The organism is Streptomyces doebereineriae, from assembly GCF_031845645.1.
GTDB lineage: Bacteria > Actinomycetota > Actinomycetes > Streptomycetales > Streptomycetaceae > Streptomyces > Streptomyces canus.
This window is the reverse complement of the sequence record NZ_JAVREZ010000016.1, coordinates 15,851-34,321: the sequence shown is the minus strand read 5'-3', so window position 1 is coordinate 34,321 and position 18,471 is coordinate 15,851. Positions and strand designations below refer to the sequence as shown.

19 protein-coding genes and 1 tRNA gene are annotated in these 18,471 nt (G+C 69.4%); 17 read left to right on the top strand and 3 right to left on the bottom strand.

Translation table 11 applies throughout. From position 1 onward, the window contains the following. The first annotated feature begins 137 nt into the window (after nt 1-137). The 14 genes from RNB18_RS36030 (at nt 138) to RNB18_RS35965 (ending at nt 14,214) form a co-directional block, all read left to right on the top strand. Nucleotides 138-560 (top strand): NADH-quinone oxidoreductase subunit A, encoded by a 423-nt coding sequence (locus RNB18_RS36030; RefSeq protein ID WP_311718284.1) that lies wholly within the window; start codon nt 138-140, stop codon nt 558-560. After that, nucleotides 551-1,207: an NADH-quinone oxidoreductase subunit B gene (locus RNB18_RS36025; protein ID WP_311718283.1), complete on the top strand. Its 657-nt coding sequence runs from the start codon at nt 551-553 to the stop codon at nt 1,205-1,207. Before RNB18_RS36030 ends, RNB18_RS36025 begins: the two co-directional genes overlap by 10 nt. Beyond that, nucleotides 1,204-3,144: an NADH-quinone oxidoreductase subunit C gene (locus tag RNB18_RS36020; protein ID WP_311718281.1), complete on the top strand. Its 1,941-nt coding sequence runs from the start codon at nt 1,204-1,206 to the stop codon at nt 3,142-3,144. Before RNB18_RS36025 ends, RNB18_RS36020 begins: the two co-directional genes overlap by 4 nt. Continuing rightward, nucleotides 3,141-4,109 carry a complex I subunit 1/NuoH family protein gene (locus tag RNB18_RS36015; RefSeq protein WP_280865883.1) on the top strand — a complete coding sequence of 323 codons (969 nt, stop codon included), beginning with the start codon at nt 3,141-3,143 and terminating at the stop codon, nt 4,107-4,109. Before RNB18_RS36020 ends, RNB18_RS36015 begins: the two co-directional genes overlap by 4 nt. A gap of 2 nt (nt 4,110-4,111) precedes the next feature. Beyond that, nucleotides 4,112-4,681 carry a NuoI/complex I 23 kDa subunit family protein gene (locus tag RNB18_RS36010; RefSeq protein WP_311718279.1) on the top strand — a complete coding sequence of 190 codons (570 nt, stop codon included), beginning with the start codon at nt 4,112-4,114 and terminating at the stop codon, nt 4,679-4,681. After that, nucleotides 4,678-5,388 carry an NADH-quinone oxidoreductase subunit J family protein gene (locus RNB18_RS36005; RefSeq protein ID WP_311718278.1) on the top strand — a complete coding sequence of 237 codons (711 nt, stop codon included), beginning with the start codon at nt 4,678-4,680 and terminating at the stop codon, nt 5,386-5,388. The genes RNB18_RS36010 and RNB18_RS36005 overlap by 4 nt, the downstream gene beginning before the upstream one ends. After that, entirely contained in the window at nt 5,388-5,795 is a 408-nt protein-coding gene (nuoK, locus tag RNB18_RS36000) for an NADH-quinone oxidoreductase subunit NuoK (protein WP_059204951.1), read from the top strand. The genes RNB18_RS36005 and nuoK overlap by 1 nt, the downstream gene beginning before the upstream one ends. Beyond that, the gene (locus RNB18_RS35995; protein WP_311718277.1) at nt 5,792-7,786 is read left to right on the top strand and encodes an NADH-quinone oxidoreductase subunit 5 family protein; all 1,995 of its coding nucleotides are present in this window, start codon (nt 5,792-5,794) and stop codon (nt 7,784-7,786) included. Before nuoK ends, RNB18_RS35995 begins: the two co-directional genes overlap by 4 nt. Before the next feature lie 6 nt (nt 7,787-7,792). Beyond that, nucleotides 7,793-9,367, top strand: a complete 1,575-nt coding sequence (locus RNB18_RS35990) for an NADH-quinone oxidoreductase subunit M (RefSeq protein ID WP_311718276.1) — start codon at nt 7,793-7,795, stop codon at nt 9,365-9,367. Beyond that, nucleotides 9,364-10,917, top strand: a complete 1,554-nt coding sequence (locus RNB18_RS35985) for an NADH-quinone oxidoreductase subunit N (RefSeq protein ID WP_311718275.1) — start codon at nt 9,364-9,366, stop codon at nt 10,915-10,917. The genes RNB18_RS35990 and RNB18_RS35985 overlap by 4 nt, the downstream gene beginning before the upstream one ends. Before the next feature lie 213 nt (nt 10,918-11,130). After that, nucleotides 11,131-11,994, top strand: a complete 864-nt coding sequence (htpX, locus tag RNB18_RS35980; RefSeq protein WP_059204949.1) for a zinc metalloprotease HtpX — start codon at nt 11,131-11,133, stop codon at nt 11,992-11,994. Further along, nucleotides 11,991-12,383, top strand: a complete 393-nt coding sequence (locus tag RNB18_RS35975) for a YccF domain-containing protein (protein ID WP_311718274.1) — start codon at nt 11,991-11,993, stop codon at nt 12,381-12,383. The genes htpX and RNB18_RS35975 overlap by 4 nt, the downstream gene beginning before the upstream one ends. Nucleotides 12,384-12,398: 15 nt before the next feature. Beyond that, complete coding sequence (locus RNB18_RS35970) at nt 12,399-13,559, top strand: barstar family protein (RefSeq protein ID WP_311718273.1); 1,161 nt, start codon at nt 12,399-12,401, stop codon at nt 13,557-13,559. Between the two features lie 85 nt (nt 13,560-13,644). After that, nucleotides 13,645-14,214 (top strand): SMI1/KNR4 family protein, encoded by a 570-nt coding sequence (locus RNB18_RS35965; protein ID WP_311718272.1) that lies wholly within the window; start codon nt 13,645-13,647, stop codon nt 14,212-14,214. 30 nt (nt 14,215-14,244) lie between these two features. Here RNB18_RS35965 and RNB18_RS35960 read toward each other — a convergent pair whose 3' ends face one another. Further along, nucleotides 14,245-15,489, bottom strand: coding sequence for an APC family permease (locus tag RNB18_RS35960; RefSeq protein ID WP_311718271.1), 1,245 nt, complete (start codon nt 15,487-15,489; stop codon nt 14,245-14,247). Nucleotides 15,490-15,700: 211 nt separating this feature from the next. Between RNB18_RS35960 and RNB18_RS35955 the strand changes: the two genes are divergently transcribed. After that, entirely contained in the window at nt 15,701-15,967 is a 267-nt protein-coding gene (locus RNB18_RS35955; protein WP_057607941.1) for a GlsB/YeaQ/YmgE family stress response membrane protein, read from the top strand. Between the two features lie 84 nt (nt 15,968-16,051). On the opposite strand, the gene RNB18_RS35950 is transcribed toward RNB18_RS35955, so the two are convergent. Continuing rightward, nucleotides 16,052-16,540 carry a YajQ family cyclic di-GMP-binding protein gene (locus RNB18_RS35950; RefSeq protein ID WP_311718270.1) on the bottom strand — a complete coding sequence of 163 codons (489 nt, stop codon included), beginning with the start codon at nt 16,538-16,540 and terminating at the stop codon, nt 16,052-16,054. 236 nt (nt 16,541-16,776) lie between these two features. Between RNB18_RS35950 and RNB18_RS35945 the strand changes: the two genes are divergently transcribed. Further along, nucleotides 16,777-16,858: transfer RNA gene (locus RNB18_RS35945), tRNA-Tyr, on the top strand. 167 nt (nt 16,859-17,025) lie between these two features. Here the strand turns inward: RNB18_RS35945 and RNB18_RS35940 are convergent. Then, nucleotides 17,026-17,991 carry a helix-turn-helix transcriptional regulator gene (locus RNB18_RS35940; protein WP_311718269.1) on the bottom strand — a complete coding sequence of 322 codons (966 nt, stop codon included), beginning with the start codon at nt 17,989-17,991 and terminating at the stop codon, nt 17,026-17,028. 92 nt (nt 17,992-18,083) lie between these two features. Between RNB18_RS35940 and RNB18_RS35935 the strand changes: the two genes are divergently transcribed. Next, nucleotides 18,084-18,452 carry a VOC family protein gene (locus RNB18_RS35935; RefSeq protein ID WP_311718268.1) on the top strand — a complete coding sequence of 123 codons (369 nt, stop codon included), beginning with the start codon at nt 18,084-18,086 and terminating at the stop codon, nt 18,450-18,452. The last annotated feature ends 19 nt before the right edge of the window (nt 18,453-18,471 follow it).

The window sequence follows — 18,471 nt, the reverse complement described above, 5'->3', positions numbered from 1 at the left end:
CGGATGGCTTTCCGGGGGTGACGGGCTGCTTACCGTGCCTTTATCAGGGCCTAGACTCCGGTGCGTACAGATCGTCGAACAGTGGTGTTCAGCGTGACCACTGTGTTCAGCGTGCTCACAGGGAGTGAGGGGCGGACGTGCCGGAACCGATCGTCGTCGATGCAACCGTCGTCGATCCGACCGTCGTCGCGGCGGACTACTTCCAGTCGTACTCGGTCGTCGGACTGCTCGCCGTCGTCGGCGTGCTGTTCGTCGCGGTCGCCTTCGGCGCCGGCCGTCTGCTGCGACCCGTGGTGCCCACCCCCGAGAAGCTCCTGACGTACGAGTGCGGAGTCGATCCCGTCGGCGAGGGCTGGGCCCACACCCAGGTCCGCTACTACGTCTACGCCTTCCTCTACGTCATCTTCGCCGTCGACTCGATCTTCCTGTTTCCGTGGGCGACGGTCTTCGCGGCTCCCGGCTACGGCGCGACGACCCTCGTCGAGATGTTCATCTTCCTCGGCTTCCTCGCCGTGGGCTTGCTGTACGCGTACAAGAAGGGTGTCCTGACATGGACGTGAACCCTGCGGTCGACTCCGCTGCCACGGAGCCCGTTCTGCTCCCGGAGCCGCAACGGCTGGGCGCCCTCGCCCGCCTCGCCCCCGAGCCGATGAAGGTGATCCTCAACTGGGGCCGCCGGTACTCCCTGTGGGTCTTCAACTTCGGTCTCGCCTGCTGCGCCATCGAGTTCATCGCCGCGTCGATGGCCCGCCACGACTTCATCCGCCTCGGCGTCATCCCCTTCGCACCGGGCCCGCGCCAGGCCGACCTGATGGTCGTCTCCGGCACGGTCACGGACAAGATGGCACCGGCGGTGAAGCGTCTGTACGAGCAGATGCCCGAGCCCAAGTACGTCATCTCCTTCGGCGCCTGTTCCAACTGCGGCGGCCCGTACTGGGACTCGTACTCCGTGACGAAGGGCGTCGACCAGATCATCCCCGTCGACGTCTACGTCCCCGGTTGCCCGCCCCGGCCCGAGGCGCTGCTCCAGGGAATCCTGAAGCTCCAGGAGAAGATCGCCCGGGAGTCGCTGGAGGAGCGGTACGGGCCGTCCGCGGCGCGTCCGTCGGCGGCCGCGCTGCAGAGCGGGTTGGTGCAGCCGCCTGCGCAGGCGCCGGCTTCGACTTCGGCTTCGACTTCGATTTCGGGCGAGGGGGAGTCACAGTGACCGCCGTCGGTTGGCTCCCGGCGCCCGCCGAGGAACTCTTCGGCCCCGAGGCCACCGCCGAGGAGTCGTACGAGGTCCTGACCGTGGACGTCCCGCCCACGACCTGGCTCACGGCACTGCGCGTCGCCCGCGACGAACTGGGCTGCACCTATTTCGACTGGCTCAGCGCCGTCGACGAACCGGGCACCGGCTTCCGCGTGGCGGCCCACGTGGCGGCCCTCGCCCCGGTACGACGCCTGCTGCTCCGTACGACGATCTCCCACGAGACCCCGGTGCTGCCCACCGCCGTCGACATCTACGCGGGTGCCGCCTGGCACGAGCGCGAGACCCACGAGATGTTCGGCGTCACCTTCGAGGGCCACCCCTCCCTGAACCACCTCCTCCTGCCGGAAACCTTCGAGGGCCACCCCCTCCGCAAGGACTTCGTCCTGGCCGCCCGCGTCGCCAAGGCCTGGCCCGGCGCAAAGGAACCGGGCGAGTCCGAGCACGGCGGCCCCAAACGCCGCCAGATGCTTCCCCCAGGAGTCCCCGACCCGAACGAATGGGGCCCCCTGAAGGGCCAACTCCCCCCAGCCCCGACCCGCCCAACCCGCACCGCAGGCCGCCCCCCGACCGAACGCCCACCCCGCGCCACGGGGGACCGCCCGGTCCGCCGGGCACGTTCGGCGGCGGAGGGGTCGGCGAGCCAGGGGGAGGTGTCCGGAGCGTCGGATGCGGCGGGCGCGTCGGGGGCTGGACCGCGCGGGGCGCGTTTGGCGGTGGAGGGTTCGGCGAGTCAGGCGGAGGCGTCTGGGGCGTCGGATGCGGCGGGCGCGTCGGGGGCGGCGGGGGCTGGTTCGCGGCGGGCGCATTCGGCGGCCGAGGAGGGGTCGGCGAGCCAGAACACGCCCGGGGCGACGAAGGGGGCTCCCCCCGCCTCGCCGACTGGCGTGACCCGGCGCACACGTAGCGCTGCGCAGGGTTCGGCGAGTCAGGCGGCACCGGAGGTCGACGACACCGGGGCCGGTTCCGCAGCCCCAGCCGGCGGTGCGCCCGAGTCCGTAACTCCGGCAACCGGCTTGCCCGCGTCCTCGTCGGACGCCCAGGGGAAGGATTCGCCCACACTCGCCTCGGACTCCCCGGCGTCGCCTGCCCCCGCACCTCAGCGTCCGGGAGCGACGGGTGGTGCACCGGCCGGACCTCGCCGTGCGCGCTCCGCCTCGAGCGGTTCCGCGAGTCAGCGCGCCGCGGCGGCCCAGACCGAGCCGACGACCGACGACGCGAGCACGAACCCCGCGCCGCCGAAGCCCCCCACCACCCCTCGCAGCCCGGACGCACCGTGGCACCACGCCCGCCCGGCCTTCGACGACCCGGAACCGAACCGGCCTCCCGCACCCGGGGCCCCAGGAGTCTCCGAGCGCCCTTCCCCATCCGGGGACAGCGGAGTCTCCGAGCGTCCCGAGGACACGGGGGTCTCCGAGCATCCCGAGAGCCCCGGGGTCGCCGAACGCCCCGACGTGCCGGAGGTGCCGGAGGTGCGCAAGGCCTCCCAGAAGCCCACACCTTCGGGAGCCCCCACGGCCCCAGAAGGCCCTTCCGAACGTCTCGAGGTTCAGGAGGAACTGTCGGTTTCCGACGGTCGCGAGATCCCGGAAGAGCCGCCGACTTCCGATGCTTCCGAGATTCCGGAGAAGCCGCAGGCTTCCGAGCCGACCTCTGAGGAGTCCACGACCTCCGAGGGATCCAAGGCCCCCGACCAGCCCCAAACTTCCGGGAGCCCCCCGACATCCGAGGTACCTGAGGCTCCCGAGGACTCCCAGGACCCGGAACGCCCGGATGGCACCGACGAGAGCCCCGACCGCGCCGCCCAGGCCTCCGAGGACCAGACCCCTGACGAGCCCTCCACCCCCGACACTCACACCCCCACTCCCGACAAGCCCACAGGAGGCCCGCAGTGAATGACGCTCTCGACGTCGCCCTGCGACTCCTGATCGTCTTCGTCGTCTTCCTCACCTTCCCCCTGATCATCGGCCAGACCGAGCACAAGGTGATGGCCCACATGCAGGGCCGCCTGGGTCCGATGTACGCCGGAGGCTTCCACGGCTGGGCCCAACTCGTCGCGGACGGCGTGAAGTTCGCCCAGAAGGAAGACGTCGTACCGGCGGGCGCGGACCGCCGTATCTTCCAACTCGCCCCCGCCGTCGCCCTCCTGCCCTACCTCCTGGTCCTCCTCGCCATCCCGATCGGCCCCGGCGAGGGCGCCGTCGGCGAGGTCGTCGACGCAGGCGTGTTCTTCGTGCTCGCCGTGATGGGCGTGGGCGTCCTCGGCTCCCTCATGGCCGGCTGGGCCTCCGCCAACAAGTTCTCCCTCCTCGGCGGCCTGCGCACCGCCGCACAGCTCCTCGCCTACGAACTCCCGATGCTGCTCACCGCCGCCTCGGTGGCGATGGCAGCCGGAACCGTCTCCCTCCCCGGCATCCTCGACGCCTTCGAGTGGTGGTGGCTGCCCTGGCAGATCGTCGGCGCGATCGTCTTCTTCGTCGCGGGCCTCGCCGAACTCCAGCGCCCTCCCTTCGACATGCCGGTCGCCGACTCGGAGATCATCTTCGGCGCCTACACCGAGTACACCGGCCTGCGTTTCGCCCTCTTCCTCCTCGCCGAGTACGCCGGAATCGTCGTCCTGTGCGGCCTGACCACCGTCCTCTTCCTGGGCGGCTGGCACGGCCCCTGGGGCGCCGACGGGCTCGGCTGGGTCTGGACCCTCCTCAAGGCGGCCGTGCTCGCCTTCGTCGTCATCTGGCTCCGCGTGACCTATCCCCGCCTGCGCGAGGACCAGCTCCAGAAACTCTCCTGGACCCTCCTCGTCCCCCTCTCCCTCGCCCAGATCGCCCTCACCGGCATCGTCAAGGTGGTGATCCAGTAACCATGGCCCCCATTCCTGGCTCGGGTCTGGCCAAGGGCCTGGCCGTCACCCTGCGCACGATGACGAAGAAGACCGTCACCGAGCAGTACCCCGACGCCCAGCCCGACCTCCCGCCCCGCACCCGCGGGGTGATCGGCCTGTTCGAGGAGAACTGCACGGTCTGCATGCTGTGCGCCCGTGAGTGCCCCGACTGGTGCATCTACATCGACTCCCACAAGGAGACGGTCCCGGCGGCAACCCCCGGTGGCCGCGAACGCAGCCGCAACGTCCTCGACCGCTTCGCCATCGACTTCTCCCTCTGCATGTACTGCGGTATCTGCATCGAGGTGTGTCCCTTCGACGCCCTGTTCTGGTCCCCGGAGTTCGAGTACGCCGAGACCGACATCCGCGACCTCACCCACGAGCGGGACAAGCTCCGTGAGTGGATGTGGACCGTCCCGGCCCCACCTGCCCTCGACCCCGGCGCGGAGGAACCGAAGGAGATCGCCACCGCCCGCAAGACCGCCGAGAAGCTGGCGGCGGCCCAGGCCGAGCCGGCCCCGTCGGCCGATCCCCAGGGGGAGGAGTCGTGACCCTCGCCCAGGCAGCGCACGGCTTCCTTTCCCCGACCGGCGTCGAGATCGCCTTCCTGCTCGTCGGCCTGGTCACCTTCGGAGCAGCGATCATCACCGTCACCACCAAGCAGCTGGTGCACGCCGCCCTGTGGCTGGTGGTGGCCCTCGGCGGCCTCGCCGTCGAATACCTCCTGCTCACCGCCGAGTTCATCGCGTGGGTGCAGGTCCTCATCTACGTCGGCTCCGTCGTCGTCCTCCTTCTGTTCGGTCTGATGCTCACCAGGGCCCCCATCGGCCGCTCCCCGGACGCCGACTCCGGCAACCGCTGGGCCGCCCTCGTCGTGGCCCTTGCCGCAGCGGCCGCTCTGGTCTGGGTGGTCGTCGACGCCTTCCGCACCACCTGGATCGACCTGGACGGCCCCGCCGCCGGCTCCACCGAGGCAACCGGCGCGAGCCTCTTCCAGAACTGGGTCCTCCCCTTCGAGGCCCTCTCCGTCCTGCTCCTCGCGGCGCTGGTCGGCGCGATCGTCCTGTCCCGCAAGGCGAGGGCGGAGTCGAGCTCTCCCCCTGTGAACTCCCGAGCCGCGACCGGTAGTTCCCCATCCGTCCCTGATTCCCGTAATCACACGATCGGGCGAAATGATCCGGTCGTGGGAACCGAGTCGGCCAAGGGAACCAAGTCGGCCAGGGAAACCGACTCGACTGAGCAGGAAGGCGCCCGCTGATGCACCTCGCCTATCCCGCCGTACTCTCCGCCCTCCTCTTCTGCACCGGCCTCTACGGCGTCCTGGCCCGCCGCAACGCGATCCTCGTCCTGATGTCGGTCGAGCTGATGCTCAACGCCGTCAACCTGAACCTGGTCGCCTTCGACGTCTGGCTCAGCAGGGCCGCCGAGGAGACCCTGCACTCCGGCCAGGCCCTGACCCTGTTCACCATCGCCATCGCCGCCGCCGAGATCGGCATCGGCCTCGCGATCGTCCTCGCCGTCCACCGCAACCGCGGCACCGCCGACATCGACAAGCTCCGCGACACGGCCGAGGGCCACGACCCCGACACCTCCGACGACGACGCCCGCACGGCCGAACAGGCCGCAGAGTCCGGGCGGACCGGGAAGGCTGAGGCCACCGCGTGACCACGACCACCCTCGCCGTCCTCGTCCCCCTCCTTCCCTTCCTGGGCGCCGCGGTCGGCCTGCTCCTGGGCCGCACCGCCCCCGGCTTCGTCCGCCCGCTCGCCGTCCTGCCGCCCCTGGCCGCCCTCGCGCTCGCCGCGGTGGTCGCCGTACGCCAGGGCGGCGACCAGACGGTGAACGCCGCCACCGAACTCACCCCGACCGGCTCGGTCCCGATCGAACTCGCCCTGTACATCGACGGCTTCGCCGCCCTCGTCGCCGTCCTGGTCGCCTTCGTCGCCACCTGTGTGCAGATCTACTCGACCGGCTATCTGCGCGACGACCCGCGCTACCCCTCCTACGCCGCTCTCGTCTCCCTCTTCACCTCCGCGATGCTGCTCGTCGTCTACTCCGGCGACCTGATCGTGCTGCTGGTCGGCTGGGAGATCATGGGCATCTGCTCGTACTTCCTGGTCGGCCACTACTGGGAGACCCCGGAGGCCCGCGCCGCCTCCCTCAAGGCATTCCTGGTGACCAAGCTCGGTGACGTCCCCTTCCTGATCGGCCTGTTCGCCCTGGCCACCGACGCCGGCTCCTTCCGGATCACGAAGGTCCTGGACGCCGTCGCGCACGGCGGGCTCGACCACCCGACCCTGATCGCCCTGCTCCTCCTCGCGGGCGTGGCGGGAAAGTCGGCGCAGTTCCCGCTGCATACCTGGCTCCCCGACGCGATGGCGGGCCCCACGCCCGTCTCCGCGCTGATCCACGCCGCGACGATGGTTGCCGCCGGTGTCTACTTCATCGCCCGTCTCCTCCCGGTCTTCGAGGCCTCCCAGGCCGCGATGGTGGTCCTCGCCGTCATGGCCGCCGTCACGATGATCGGTTCGGGCCTCGCCGCGCTCGCCCAGGACGACATCAAGCGTGTCCTCGCCTACTCGACGATCGGCCAGCTCGGCTACATGACCGGCGCCCTCGCCGTCGGCGACCGCGGTGCCGCCGTCTTCCACCTCCTGTCCCACGGCGCCTTCAAAGCGCTGCTGTTCCTCGCGGCCGGCGTGATCATCCACGCCGCGGGCACCAACTCCCTGGCCGCCATGTCCCGTATGAAGGACCTGAGCGCCCGTGTCCCCGACGCCTACTGGACGATGACCGTGGCGCTCCTCGCGCTCGCCGCGATCCCGCCCTTCAGCGGCTTCTTCTCCAAGGAGTCCGTCCTCGGCGCGGCCGAGCACGTCGCCACGGGCCACACCGAACACGCCCCCGGCGCCGCAGGCTGGGTCACCCTCGTCGCCGGGCTCCTCACGGCCCTGCTCACAGCCGCGTACGCGACGCGGCTGTGGCTGCTGGCCTTCCGCGGGCGGGGCACCGAGGCCCCCGACCACGGACGCCAGCCGCTGACGATGACCGTGGTCCTATGGGTCCTCGCGGCCCCGTCCCTCGCCCTCGGCGCGTTCTCCTACCGAGTGCTGCCCGACTGGTTCGACGGCCGCGACCTCACCCCGACCCTCACCACCTCCGTCGTCGGCACGGGCGTGGCCCTGATCGGCGGCCTCGTCACCTACGCGGCCTGGCGGCACACCAGTGCGGTCACGGCCCGCGTCCCGCTGGGTGCGGTCGCCGCCCACCCCGAGGGCGACGCCGGACTGGTCGAGGCCGAGGCCATCGCCACCCACGAGCCCGCTTACGGAGACGTGGCCTATGCGCCCGACCCCGCGGACCCCGGACGGTTGCTGCTCGGCCCACTGCACCGTCACGCGGCCGTCGGCTTCCACCTGGACGCCCTGTACACGGCCGTCTTCGTCCGCCCGGTCCAGGCCGGAGCCACCCTCGTCCGGTTCCTGGACCGCGAAGTCGTAGAGACCTACGTACGCGGCGCGGGAACGCTGCCCGGCTGGCTCGGCACCGCCGTACGACGGGCCCAGACCGGCAATCTGCAGACCTATGTGAGCGCGCTGCTCGCCGGCACCGTCGTCCTCGCGGTTGCCGTCGTCCTCGTCGCCACGGGAGCGTGAGCAGGCGTGATCGATATCAACGAGTCCGTGATGCAGTTCCTTCTGGCGTTCGTGGTGGCAGGTCCGCTCCTCGGCGCCGTCACGGCTCTGCTGCCGGCCCCGCCCGGACTGAAGGGGAAGTCACCGGACCAGGCCGTACTGCGGCACGGCGTGACCGTCACCGGCGTGATCCTCATCGCCGCGATCGTCCTGGCGCTCGGCTTCGACCACGACCATCCGTCGAAGATGCAGGCCACGACCGACATCAGCTGGATCCCCGCACTCGACGTGCGCATCCACCTCGGCATCGACGGCATCTCCCTCCCTCTTCTGGTCCTGACCGCGCTGCTGACTTTCCTCTGCGCGCTCTACTCGTACTTCAAGATGCCCGCGGGCCCCACCCCGAAGGCCTTCGTCGCACTGCTGCTCATGCTCGAGTCCGGCACCCTCGCGACCTTCGCGGTCCTCGATCTGCTGCTGTTCTTCCTCGCGTTCGAGATGGTGCTCATCCCGATGTACTTCCTCATCGCCCGCTGGGGCGGCGAGGACCGTCAGGCCGCCGCCTGGCGCTTCATCCTCTACACACTGCTCGGCTCTGTCGTCATGCTGCTGGGCCTGCTCCTGATCGGGATCAAGGCGGGCACATTCGACATGGTGGCACTCGCCACTGACAACGGCCGGTCACTGTCCGCATCCGTGCAGGTCATCGCCGTTCTGGCGATCGGGATCGGGCTCGCGGTCAAGACCCCGATGTGGCCGCTGCACAGCTGGCTGCCCGACGCCCACACCGCCGCGCCGACCGTCGGCTCGGTCCTGCTGGCCGGCGTCCTGCTGAAGATGGGTACGTACGGTTTCGTCCGGATTTTGCTGCCGATCGCCCCGGACGGCTTCCGCGACTTCGCGCCCTATCTCGCCGCCTTCGCCGTGGTCGGGATCATCTATGGATCCCTGGCCTGCCTCGCCCTCGCCAAGCGTGGCGCGAAGGGCGATCTCAAGCGCCTCATCGCCTACTCCTCCGTCGGCCACATGGGCTTCGTCCTGCTCGGCATCGCCACCATGACTCCGACCGGCGTGAACGGCGCCCTGTTCGCCAACATCGCCCACGGTCTCATCACCGGCCTCCTGTTCTTCCTGGTCGGCGCCCTGAAGGACCGCACCGGCACCACCGACCTCGACACCCTGGCCGAGGAGACCGGCGCCGCCCTGTACGGCAAGGCCCCGCGCCTCGGCGGCCTGCTGGCCTTCGGGGCGGTCGCCTCGCTCGGCCTGCCCGGCCTCGCCGGATTCTGGGGCGAGATGCTGGCCCTGTTCGGCGCCTTCGAGCCCGCCGACGACCTCAGCCGACCCGCCTTCCTCACCTTCATGGCGATCGGCGCGTTCGGCACCCTCCTGACGGCGGCGTACATGCTCGTCGTGGTCCGCCGCGTCTGCATGGGTGCCGTACCCCAGGACGCCCCCCAGCTGGCCGACGTCCACACGTACGAGTTCGCGGCCTGGACGCCGCTCGTCGCCCTCACTGTTGCGGCGGGCCTGTGGCCGAAGGCCCTTCTCGGCCTTACCGACCCGGCCGTCCAGCAGCTCCTCGCAGGAGGCACCCGATGAGCACCCTGGCCGCCATGACTCAGCCATTGGCCTCTTCGGCCGAGCCCCTGGCCGCGAACCTTGTGCAGTCCGTCGACTGGCTCGCGATCGCGCCACCCACCCTCGCGGCGGTCGTCGGACTCGTCGTTCTCGTCGCGGACCTGTTCGTCGGCGAGCAGAGGAAAGCCCTGCTCGGATGGGTCTCGGTCACGGGCCTGGCAGCCTCCGTCCTCCTGCTGCTGCCCCTCCTGGACGGCGACCGCAGCACCTTCTGCCTGACCGGCGACGCCGACGTGTGCAGCTATGCGGCCGACCGCTTCACGCTCGTCATCCAGTTCCTCGTCCTTGGCGGTGCCCTCCTGGCGGCCCTCCTGTCGGTCACCACCCTCAAGGACGCCGACAAGAGACTCCCCGAAGGGGAGTACTGGTTCCTGCTGCTCTCCTCGGCCGCCGGCGCCGCACTCCTGCCCGCCTCCCGCGACCTGGCGACCCTCGTCGTCGCCCTGGAAGTCGCCTCCCTGCCCGCCTTCGCCCTCGTCGGCATCCGGCACGGCGACAGGAAGTCCTCCGAAGCGGCCCTGAAGTTCTTGCTGTCCTCGGTCACCGCGACCGCGGTCAGCCTCATGGGCATCAGCTTCGTGTACGCCTCCACGGGCACCCTCTACCTCACACAGATCGCCGACCGCATCCAGAACGTCGACGGGCAGCTCCACACCCTCGCCCAGACCGGCGTCGTCCTCACCCTCGTCGGCTTCGCCTTCAAGACGGCCGCCGTCCCCTTCCACTTCTGGGTGCCCGACACCTACGTCGGCGCCCCCCTCCCGATCGCCGCCTACTTGTCGGTCGTCGGCAAAACGGTCGGCTTCTCCGGCCTGATCCTCGTCACCGTCGTCGCCCTGCCGTCGTACGCCGACGTCTGGGGCCCGGCGCTCGCCGCCCTCGCCGCCCTCACCATGACCGTCGGCAACGTCGGTGCGCTCCGACAGCAGGCCACGCGCGCGTACAGCGCCGTACGGCTGCTCGCCTGGTCCTCCGTCGGCCAGGCCGGCTACCTCCTCGTCCCGATCGCCGCCGCCGCGTACTCCGACGACGCCGAGCGGTCCGTCGGCTCCACCGTCGCCTACGCCCTCATGTACGCCGCCGTGAACCTCGGCGCCTTCGCGGTGGCCGCGCTGGTGGGCCGAACGAGGGCCGCGAACCGCATCACCGACTACCGCGGCCTTTACGCGACCAACCCGCTCGCCGCCCTCCTCCTGGCCTTCTTCCTGCTCTGCCTGGCAGGTCTGCCGCCGGGCATCATCGGCCTGTTCGCCAAGGTCACCGTCTTCTCGGCGGCCGTGGACGCGGGCCTCGGATGGCTCGCCGTGGTCATGGCCGTCAACGTCGTGATCGCGCTCTTCTACTACCTCCAGTGGACGACACTGCTGTTCAGGGCCCCCGAGGGTGAGCCCGCCGCGCACCGCGTCCCCGCCCCCCTCACCGCCGCGCTCGCCCTGACCGGCGTCCTCGGCGTCGCCCTCTCGGGCGCACCCCAGCTGGTGTTGCGCTTCACCGACACCGGGCTCTTCTGAACCGGTCCTCCCGAACCTGAACAGCCGCCCTTGGACCATCACCCGGACGGCCCACCTGGGCCTCCGCGCGCACAAGGGAACTAGTGACCCTCGCCTGGCGTTGAGCAAAACGGGAGGGTCCACTGGACGTGACATCACGGACCGGTGGCATCGGAAGACATCGGAGATCAGCAAGCAAAGGGTTCCCCTGCTGCACCACTTGGAGGGCGTACCGTGCACCGCCGGCACAACGGGCTCAGGACCGCAGTCCTCCTCGGGGGACTGTCCGCACTCATCATCGTCATCGGCAGCTTCTTCGGCCGCATGGGGCTGGTTGTGGCCGTCCTGATCGCGCTGGGCACCAACGCGTACGCGTACTGGAACAGCGACAAGCTGGCTCTACGCGCGATGCGTGCCCGCCCGGTGAGCGAGTTCGAGGCACCGGCCCTGTACCGCATGGTCCGCGAACTCTCCACCCAGGCCCGTCAGCCCATGCCGCGCCTGTACATCTCGCCGACCGAGGCACCCAACGCCTTCGCGACCGGCCGCAATCCGCGCAATGCCGCCGTGTGCTGCACCGACGGCATCCTGCGCATCCTGGACGAGCGCGAACTGCGCGGTGTCATCGGCCACGAGCTCAGCCATGTCTACAACCGCGACATCCTGATCTCGTCGGTCGCCGGCGCCCTCGCCTCCGTGATCATGTTCCTGGTCAACTTCGCCTGGCTGATCCCGATCGGCCGCTCCGACGACGATGACGGCCCGGGCCTCCTCGGTATGCTGATGATCATGATCCTCGGACCGCTCGCGGCCGGCCTCATCCAGATGGCCATCAGCCGCTCCAGGGAGTACGAAGCGGACGCGTCCGGCTCCCAGCTCACCGGCGATCCCCTCGCACTCGCCAGCGCCCTGCGCAAGCTCGAAATGGGCACCAAGCAACTGCCGTTGCCCCCCGAGCCGCGCATCGAGACCGCGAGCCACATGATGATCGCGAACCCCTTCCGCCCTGGCCAGGGACTGTCCAAGATGTTCTCGACTCACCCGCCGATGGCGGAGCGCATCGCCCGGCTCGAGAAGATGGCAGGTCGCCCCCAATGAAAACCATCCTGAACGTCATTTGGCTCGTCCTGAGCGGCTTCTGGCTGTTCCTCGCCTATCTGGCCGCGGGCGCGCTGCTCTGCATCACCATCATCGGCATCCCGTTCGGCATAGCGGCCTTCCGCATCGGCGTCTACGCCTTGTGGCCCTTCGGGTACACCACGGTCGAGCGCCGCGACGCGGGCGCACCCTCCTGCGTCGGCAACGTCCTGTGGCTGGTGCTCGCCGGCTGGTGGCTGGCCCTGGGCCACATCGCGACGGGCCTCGTCCTCTGCGTCACGATCATCGGTATCCCGTTCGGCATCGCCAACTTCAAGCTGATCCCCGTGTCCCTGTTCCCACTGGGCCGCGACATCGTCCCCACGGACGAGCCGTTCGCGACCCGCTGACGGACGGGCCGGGGGGTGGGGGCGCCGAAGTACGTCCTGCTGTCGTACGACCGGGAAGCCGAGTTCGAGGGCGAGGAGGGCTACGAGGAGACGTGGGCGTTGTGCGAGGACGCCGAGGATCTCTTCGCCGACCCGCCTCCTCCACTCCGGGGCGTCTACGAACTCCTCGGCTGCGCTCCCCAGGGCCGCTTGTGCGAAGCCCTCACGCGCGCGCGTGCCGAGGGATCGGCGCCTCTGGGAACTCTCACCCTGGAGATTCTCGACAAGACCGGCGCGGCAGTCGGTGAGTGGCATCTGGAAGAGGCACGCCTCCTCGGCGACCGCCCCTGTGCCCGCGACGTGACACTGCGGGACGTCACGATCGAGGGAACGGAACCCGACCACAACCCCTACGACTACCCGCGGCGTCCGCCGCTGTCCCCGGGCTACCGCCTGCTGGGTTCCCATGGTGAACCGCACGGCACCTGCCGCGACCTGGCCCGCGTACGCGAGATCCCGGACGAAACCATGGAACCCCCGCTGCGCCTGCTGGGCTGCTCTCCACAGGGCGCCCTGCGGACCGCGCTGGATGCGGGGGAGGAGGACCTCGGTCATGCCAAGGTCCTGCGCATCGACATCTCCGGTCGGCCCCTGCAGTCCGCAGCCGAGGGTGAGCTACGGGCCTGGATCCCGTCGGCACGCGGTCCCGGTCTGGTGGACCTCACCCTGGACCTGTGGTCGGAACGCCCGCCCTTCGCGGCCGGCGAGGTGTGGGAACTGTGGACCGAGGGACGCCCGACGGAGCCCAACCGCTGGGCGCGATGTGACGACGAGGGACGGCAGTTCTGGCTTCGCACGGCGCTCGACAACCACGTGTACGGCGGCCAGGACCGGCCGCCCGGCACGATGTATCACCTCGACGGCCGCCACATCACCGACCTGCCCGGCTTCTTCTGTGCCCTGGGCGAAGCGGTGAACGGCCCCGGCGGCTACTTCGGCTGGGGCCTGGACGCCCTGGACGACTGTCTGATGGGCCGCTGGGGCGCCACCCCGCCCCTCAGCCTGGTCTGGCACGACTCCGAAGTCGCCCGCAGATCTCTTGGCGTCACCCCGCAGGCCCCACACGGGCCGTCGGCATTCGAGGAACTCCTCGCCTTTCTCGCCGAGGGCGATCGCGTCGACGTACACCTCGCCTGAGCCGAGGTTCCCCCGAGGTTTTCCACAACCCGGAGGTTGTCCACAGGTCTGCCCGGCTGTCAGTGCCGCCCTGCATCATGAATGCATGACCGAGAGCGAGCAGTTGCTGGCACGGGTGGCGGACAAGGCCCGCAACACCCAGCCGTGGGGTTGGACTTCCCTCCCCGAGCCGGTGGAGGCGGACACCCTCTCCCGCGCCGAGGCAGCGTTGGGCTTCCACCTGCCCCCGCTGCTCGCCGACCTCTACCTGCGTATAGGTGACGGCGGATTCGGCCCGGAGTACGGCCTGCTGCCCCTGCTCGACAGCCCTCCGTCCGGCGAGCCCGCGGCCGTCGTGCAATACCTGGCCAACCGCAAGAGCAGCCGTAAGGACCCCGACTGGCCCTGGCCCGAGGGCGTCCTGCCGATATCCCACTGGGGCTGCGCGATGTACGCGTGCGTGGACTGCCACAGCCCGGAAGCCCCCGTTCTCCTCTTCGAACCGAACGCCGGTGACTGCGACCACTCCTGGTTCGTCGACGCCCCCACCCTCACGGACTGGCTGCAAACCTGGGTCGACGGCACGGGCTGGTACGAGGAGATGAACGAGGAGTTGGAGATGACTCCCTGGACACAGTTCCGGATACGCACGGCACCGCCGGCCCACGCGTCCTGACGCTCCCTTGAAAGGGACGCGGCCGCCGACCTACCGCCCCGCCCACCGCTTCCGTACGCCATACGCCCCCGCCCCGACCGCCAGCACCCCCGCGCCCGCGACCACCGAAACCGCAGGCAGCGCGAACGCCAGCACCCCACACCCGAGCAGCCCCACCGCCGGTACCACCCGGACCGCCGGAGCCGAACCGAGTGTCCACGCCGACGCGTTGGCCACCGCGTAGTACGCGAGCACACCGAAGGAGGAGAAACCGATCGCGCCCCGCACGTCGACCGTGGCGGCGAGGACCGCGACCACCGCCCCCACGGCCAGCTCGGCCCGGTGCGGCACCTGGAAGCGAGGGTGGACGGCCGCGAGCGCGCCCGGCAGATGGCGGTCCCGGGCCATGGCCAGCGTCGTTCGTGAGACGCCGAGAATCAGGGCGAGCAGCGAACCCAGCGCGGCCACGACGGCACCCACCCGCACCACCGGCACGAGCCCCGGCACCCCGGCCACTCGCACCGCCTCGGCCAGCGGCGCGTCAGCACGGCCCAGAGCAGCAGCACCCAGCACGGAAAGGACAGCCACCGCCACACCCGCGTACACCACCAGCGTCATGCCCAGGGCCAGGGGGATCGCGCGGGGGATGGTGCGCGCGGGATCCCGTACCTCCTCACCGAGGGTCGCGATGCGCGCGTACCCCGCGAACGCGAAGAACAGCAGACCGGCCGCCTGCAGCACCCCGCTCACGCCGCCGGAGACCCCGGTGTCCAGCCGCCCGGCCTCCGAGGCCCCGGACCCAAGACACACGACCACTACGGAAGCGAGGACAGCGAGGACCACCGCCACGATCGCCCGGGTCAGCCAGGCGGACTTCTGGATCCCGCCGTAGTTCACCGCGGTCAGCGCCACCACGGCAGCGACGGCCACGGCATGGGCCTGCCCAGGCCAGACGTACGCACCCACCGTCAGAGCCATCGCCGCACAGGAGGCCGTCTTTCCGACCACGAACGACCAGCCCGCGAGATAGCCCCAGAAGGGCCCGAGCCGCTCCCGCCCGTACACATAGGTGCCGCCCGAGGCCGGGTACAGGGCGGCCAGCCGTGCCGAGGATGTGGCGTTGCAGTAGGCGACCACGGCGGCGACCGCGAGCCCGAACAGCAGCCCGGACCCGGCCGCGCGCGCCGCGGGGCCGAGGGCGGCGAAGATGCCGGCACCGATCATCGAGCCGAGACCGATGACTACGGCGTCGCCTGTGCCCAGCGTGCGCCGCAGTTCGGCACCGGAACCTGTCATGCGCCGCACCCTACTGATCTCTGCAACCGCAGGGTGCAGCACGGACGTCCTCTTCATCAACGGGACACGAACACCCGCACGAAGAGCACCTCATGCGAGTTGCACGAGCACGTCGTCCAACCCAAGCGCTCCAGTACACGCACAGTCGGCCGGGACGTAGATCACAGACCACGGACAGTGCGGGCACAGCGCGGAAGGGCAGGTTCAGGGCATGAGCATCATCGGCTGGATCATCCTGGGGCTGTTGGCCGGAGCCATCGCCAAGTTCCTGCTGCCGGGCAGGGACCCGGGCGGCTTCATCGGGACGACCCTCATCGGCATCGCCGGCGCGTTCATCGGCGGCTGGATATCGGCCCGTTGGCTGGACCACCCGGTCACCAAGAGCTTCTACGACGGGACCACCTGGGCCGCCGCGATCGGTGGCTCCCTCGTGCTCCTGATCGCCTACCGTCTTCTCTTCGGCAACTCGCGCGACTGACACCCCCGAACCGCAGCCAGCAGGCGAGAAGGGTGGGCACCGGCCAAGTGCCCACCCTTCCTCGTGAATCGCTGGATCAGCGGCTCACCGGTAGTTCACGAACTGGATCGCGAAGTCGAAGTCCTTGCCCTTCAGCAGGGCGATGATGGACTGCAGGTCGTCACGGCTCTTCGAGCTGACCCGCAGCTCGTCGCCCTGGACCTGGGCCTTCGCGCCCTTCGGACCCTCGTCACGGATGATCTTCGCGACCTTCTTCGCGTTCTCCTGGGAGATGCCCTCCTCGATCGACGCGAAGATCTTGTACTCCTTGCCGGAGAGCTGCGGCTCGCCCGCGTCGAGCGCCTTCAGAGAGATCCCACGCTTGATCAGCTTGGACTGGAAGACGTCGAGGACGGCATTGACCCGGTCCTCGGAGTTCGCCTCCATCAGGATCTTGTCGCCGGACCACGAGATCGAGGCACCCACGCCCTTGAAGTCGTAGCGCTGGGAGATCTCCTTGGCGGCCTGGTTGAGGGCGTTGTCGACCTCCTGCCGCTCGACCTTCGAGACGATGTCGAAACTGGAGTCGGCCATGTCCTGTGGCTCCTTGTATCGGGGTGCGTGTCGGCGTGCGTACGGATGCGTATCGGCGTACGTGGGGGCGGGCGCCGAGCCCGGCGTGGACCGGGCCGCATCCGCCCAAGCCTAGTCACCACATGCCCTCCGGGCGCAGATCAATCGGGTGGCGAAGCACCCCTCGGCATCGGGTATTGTTTACGTCGTTGCCACGGAGCACCGCCGAAAGACGGTTCGAAGGGCGGCAAAACCTTGGCGGTGTGCCCGAGCGGCCAAAGGGAGCAGACTGTAAATCTGCCGGCTCAGCCTTCCCAGGTTCGAATCCTGGCGCCGCCACACGGAAAACAAGGGGCCCGTGACCAGCCGAAACGGCTGGTCACGGGCCCCTTGTCGTGTGCTCTGGCGACAGACGTACTGTCTCGCTCTGTCTCGCGTTCGAGCGTCCCGTCTCGAACTGCGTGGCCCAGACGTGGACGGGATTTCTGACCGCTAGGTGGTGCGGGTCAGGACGTTGGTGACGGCGCATAGTGGTGGGCAAGATTGGTGGCGAGGTCGCGAAGGTGAGCCCTGGCTTCGGTGGGGCCGTGCACAGTGATGGCGCTCCCGAACGGCAGTAGTGCTCGCACGTCCTCCAGTTGCAGGAAGCGGATCGTTACCTTGCGGCAGGTGGCGGACTCTTCATGGTCGTCCCGGACGAGTCGTAGGCCAAAGATCCGTTGCGCTCGCGCGATCTGGGTCTGGTCGATGGTGGCGCTGACCTCTATCGCGTGGTTGTGTTCCCACTGAGCAATGAGCGCTGCGGCGACGGTGGCCAGGGTCTGGCTCTCGCGGATCCGTCGTGGCTGGTCGACTTCTTTCCACGTCGTGATCCGTTCGAGTCGGTACATCCGCGGCACTCGGGCACAATCGGCGACGAGGTACCAGATGCCGGCCTTGGCGAACAGCCCGTAGGGATCCACGACCAGGTCGCGTGGGCATGACTCGCGTGGGCTGTCGTACTCGATCCGTAGCCGGCGACCTCGCCGCACTGCGCCGATCAGCGAAGCCGGAGTCGTGCCGAAGGCTCGTGTCTGGAGCCAGGGACGGCTGTCCACGTGCACCACGTCGGTGAGCGGCAGGAGCTCATGAACTCGACGTGGCTGTGTAGCGGCGATCTTGGCGAGCGCGCGCCGGCTTTCGACCGATGCGTTGAGCTCCGCACGTTGCTTCTCATCCAGCCCGGTGAGCGACAGATGATCACGCTCGCCCGGTGTGAGTCGCGTGAGGTCGAGTCCGGATCCGGGCAGCATGGTCACGCCTCCGAGGCGGCCCCGGTGTGCGGTCACCGGCAGACCGGCGTCGCGGAGCCAGTTCAGATCTCGGGTGATGGTTCGAAGGGACACCCCGAGCGCTGAGGCGAGTTCCTGTGTGGTCACGGCATCCCTCGATGTGAGGAGCAGCATCAGGGTGAAGAAGCGGTCTGGCGTCACACACCAATTTTTTCAGGAATTGCGACACGATGCGGCGCATATCCCGGTCAGGCTGGTGGATACGTACCTACGACCTGCGAGAAGGAACAACCATGACCGCATCCGTCGTGTCCATCGTCTACGTGAACGACGCTCCCGCCGCAGCTCGTTTCTACGGCGACCTCCTCGGCATGAGCCCCTCGTTCGAGACTCCGGGATACATCACCTTCGACCTCGGGCCAGGCGCTGACCTCGGTCTGTGGTCTGGCCAGTTCGAGGATCTGTCACCGGACGTCCCGCGCACCAGTGAGGTTTGCCTGGCCATCGACGGTGGACGACCCGACGAGCTCAACGCGACCTTTGAGCAGTGGAAGTCCAACGGGGTCACGATCCTGCGCGAGCCTCATGATGCGGGGTTCGGGCTGACCTTCCTCGCAGCCGATCCTGACGGGAACCGTATCCGCGTCGCACCGAAGGGCTGAAAGGCCGCAATGCGGCAGG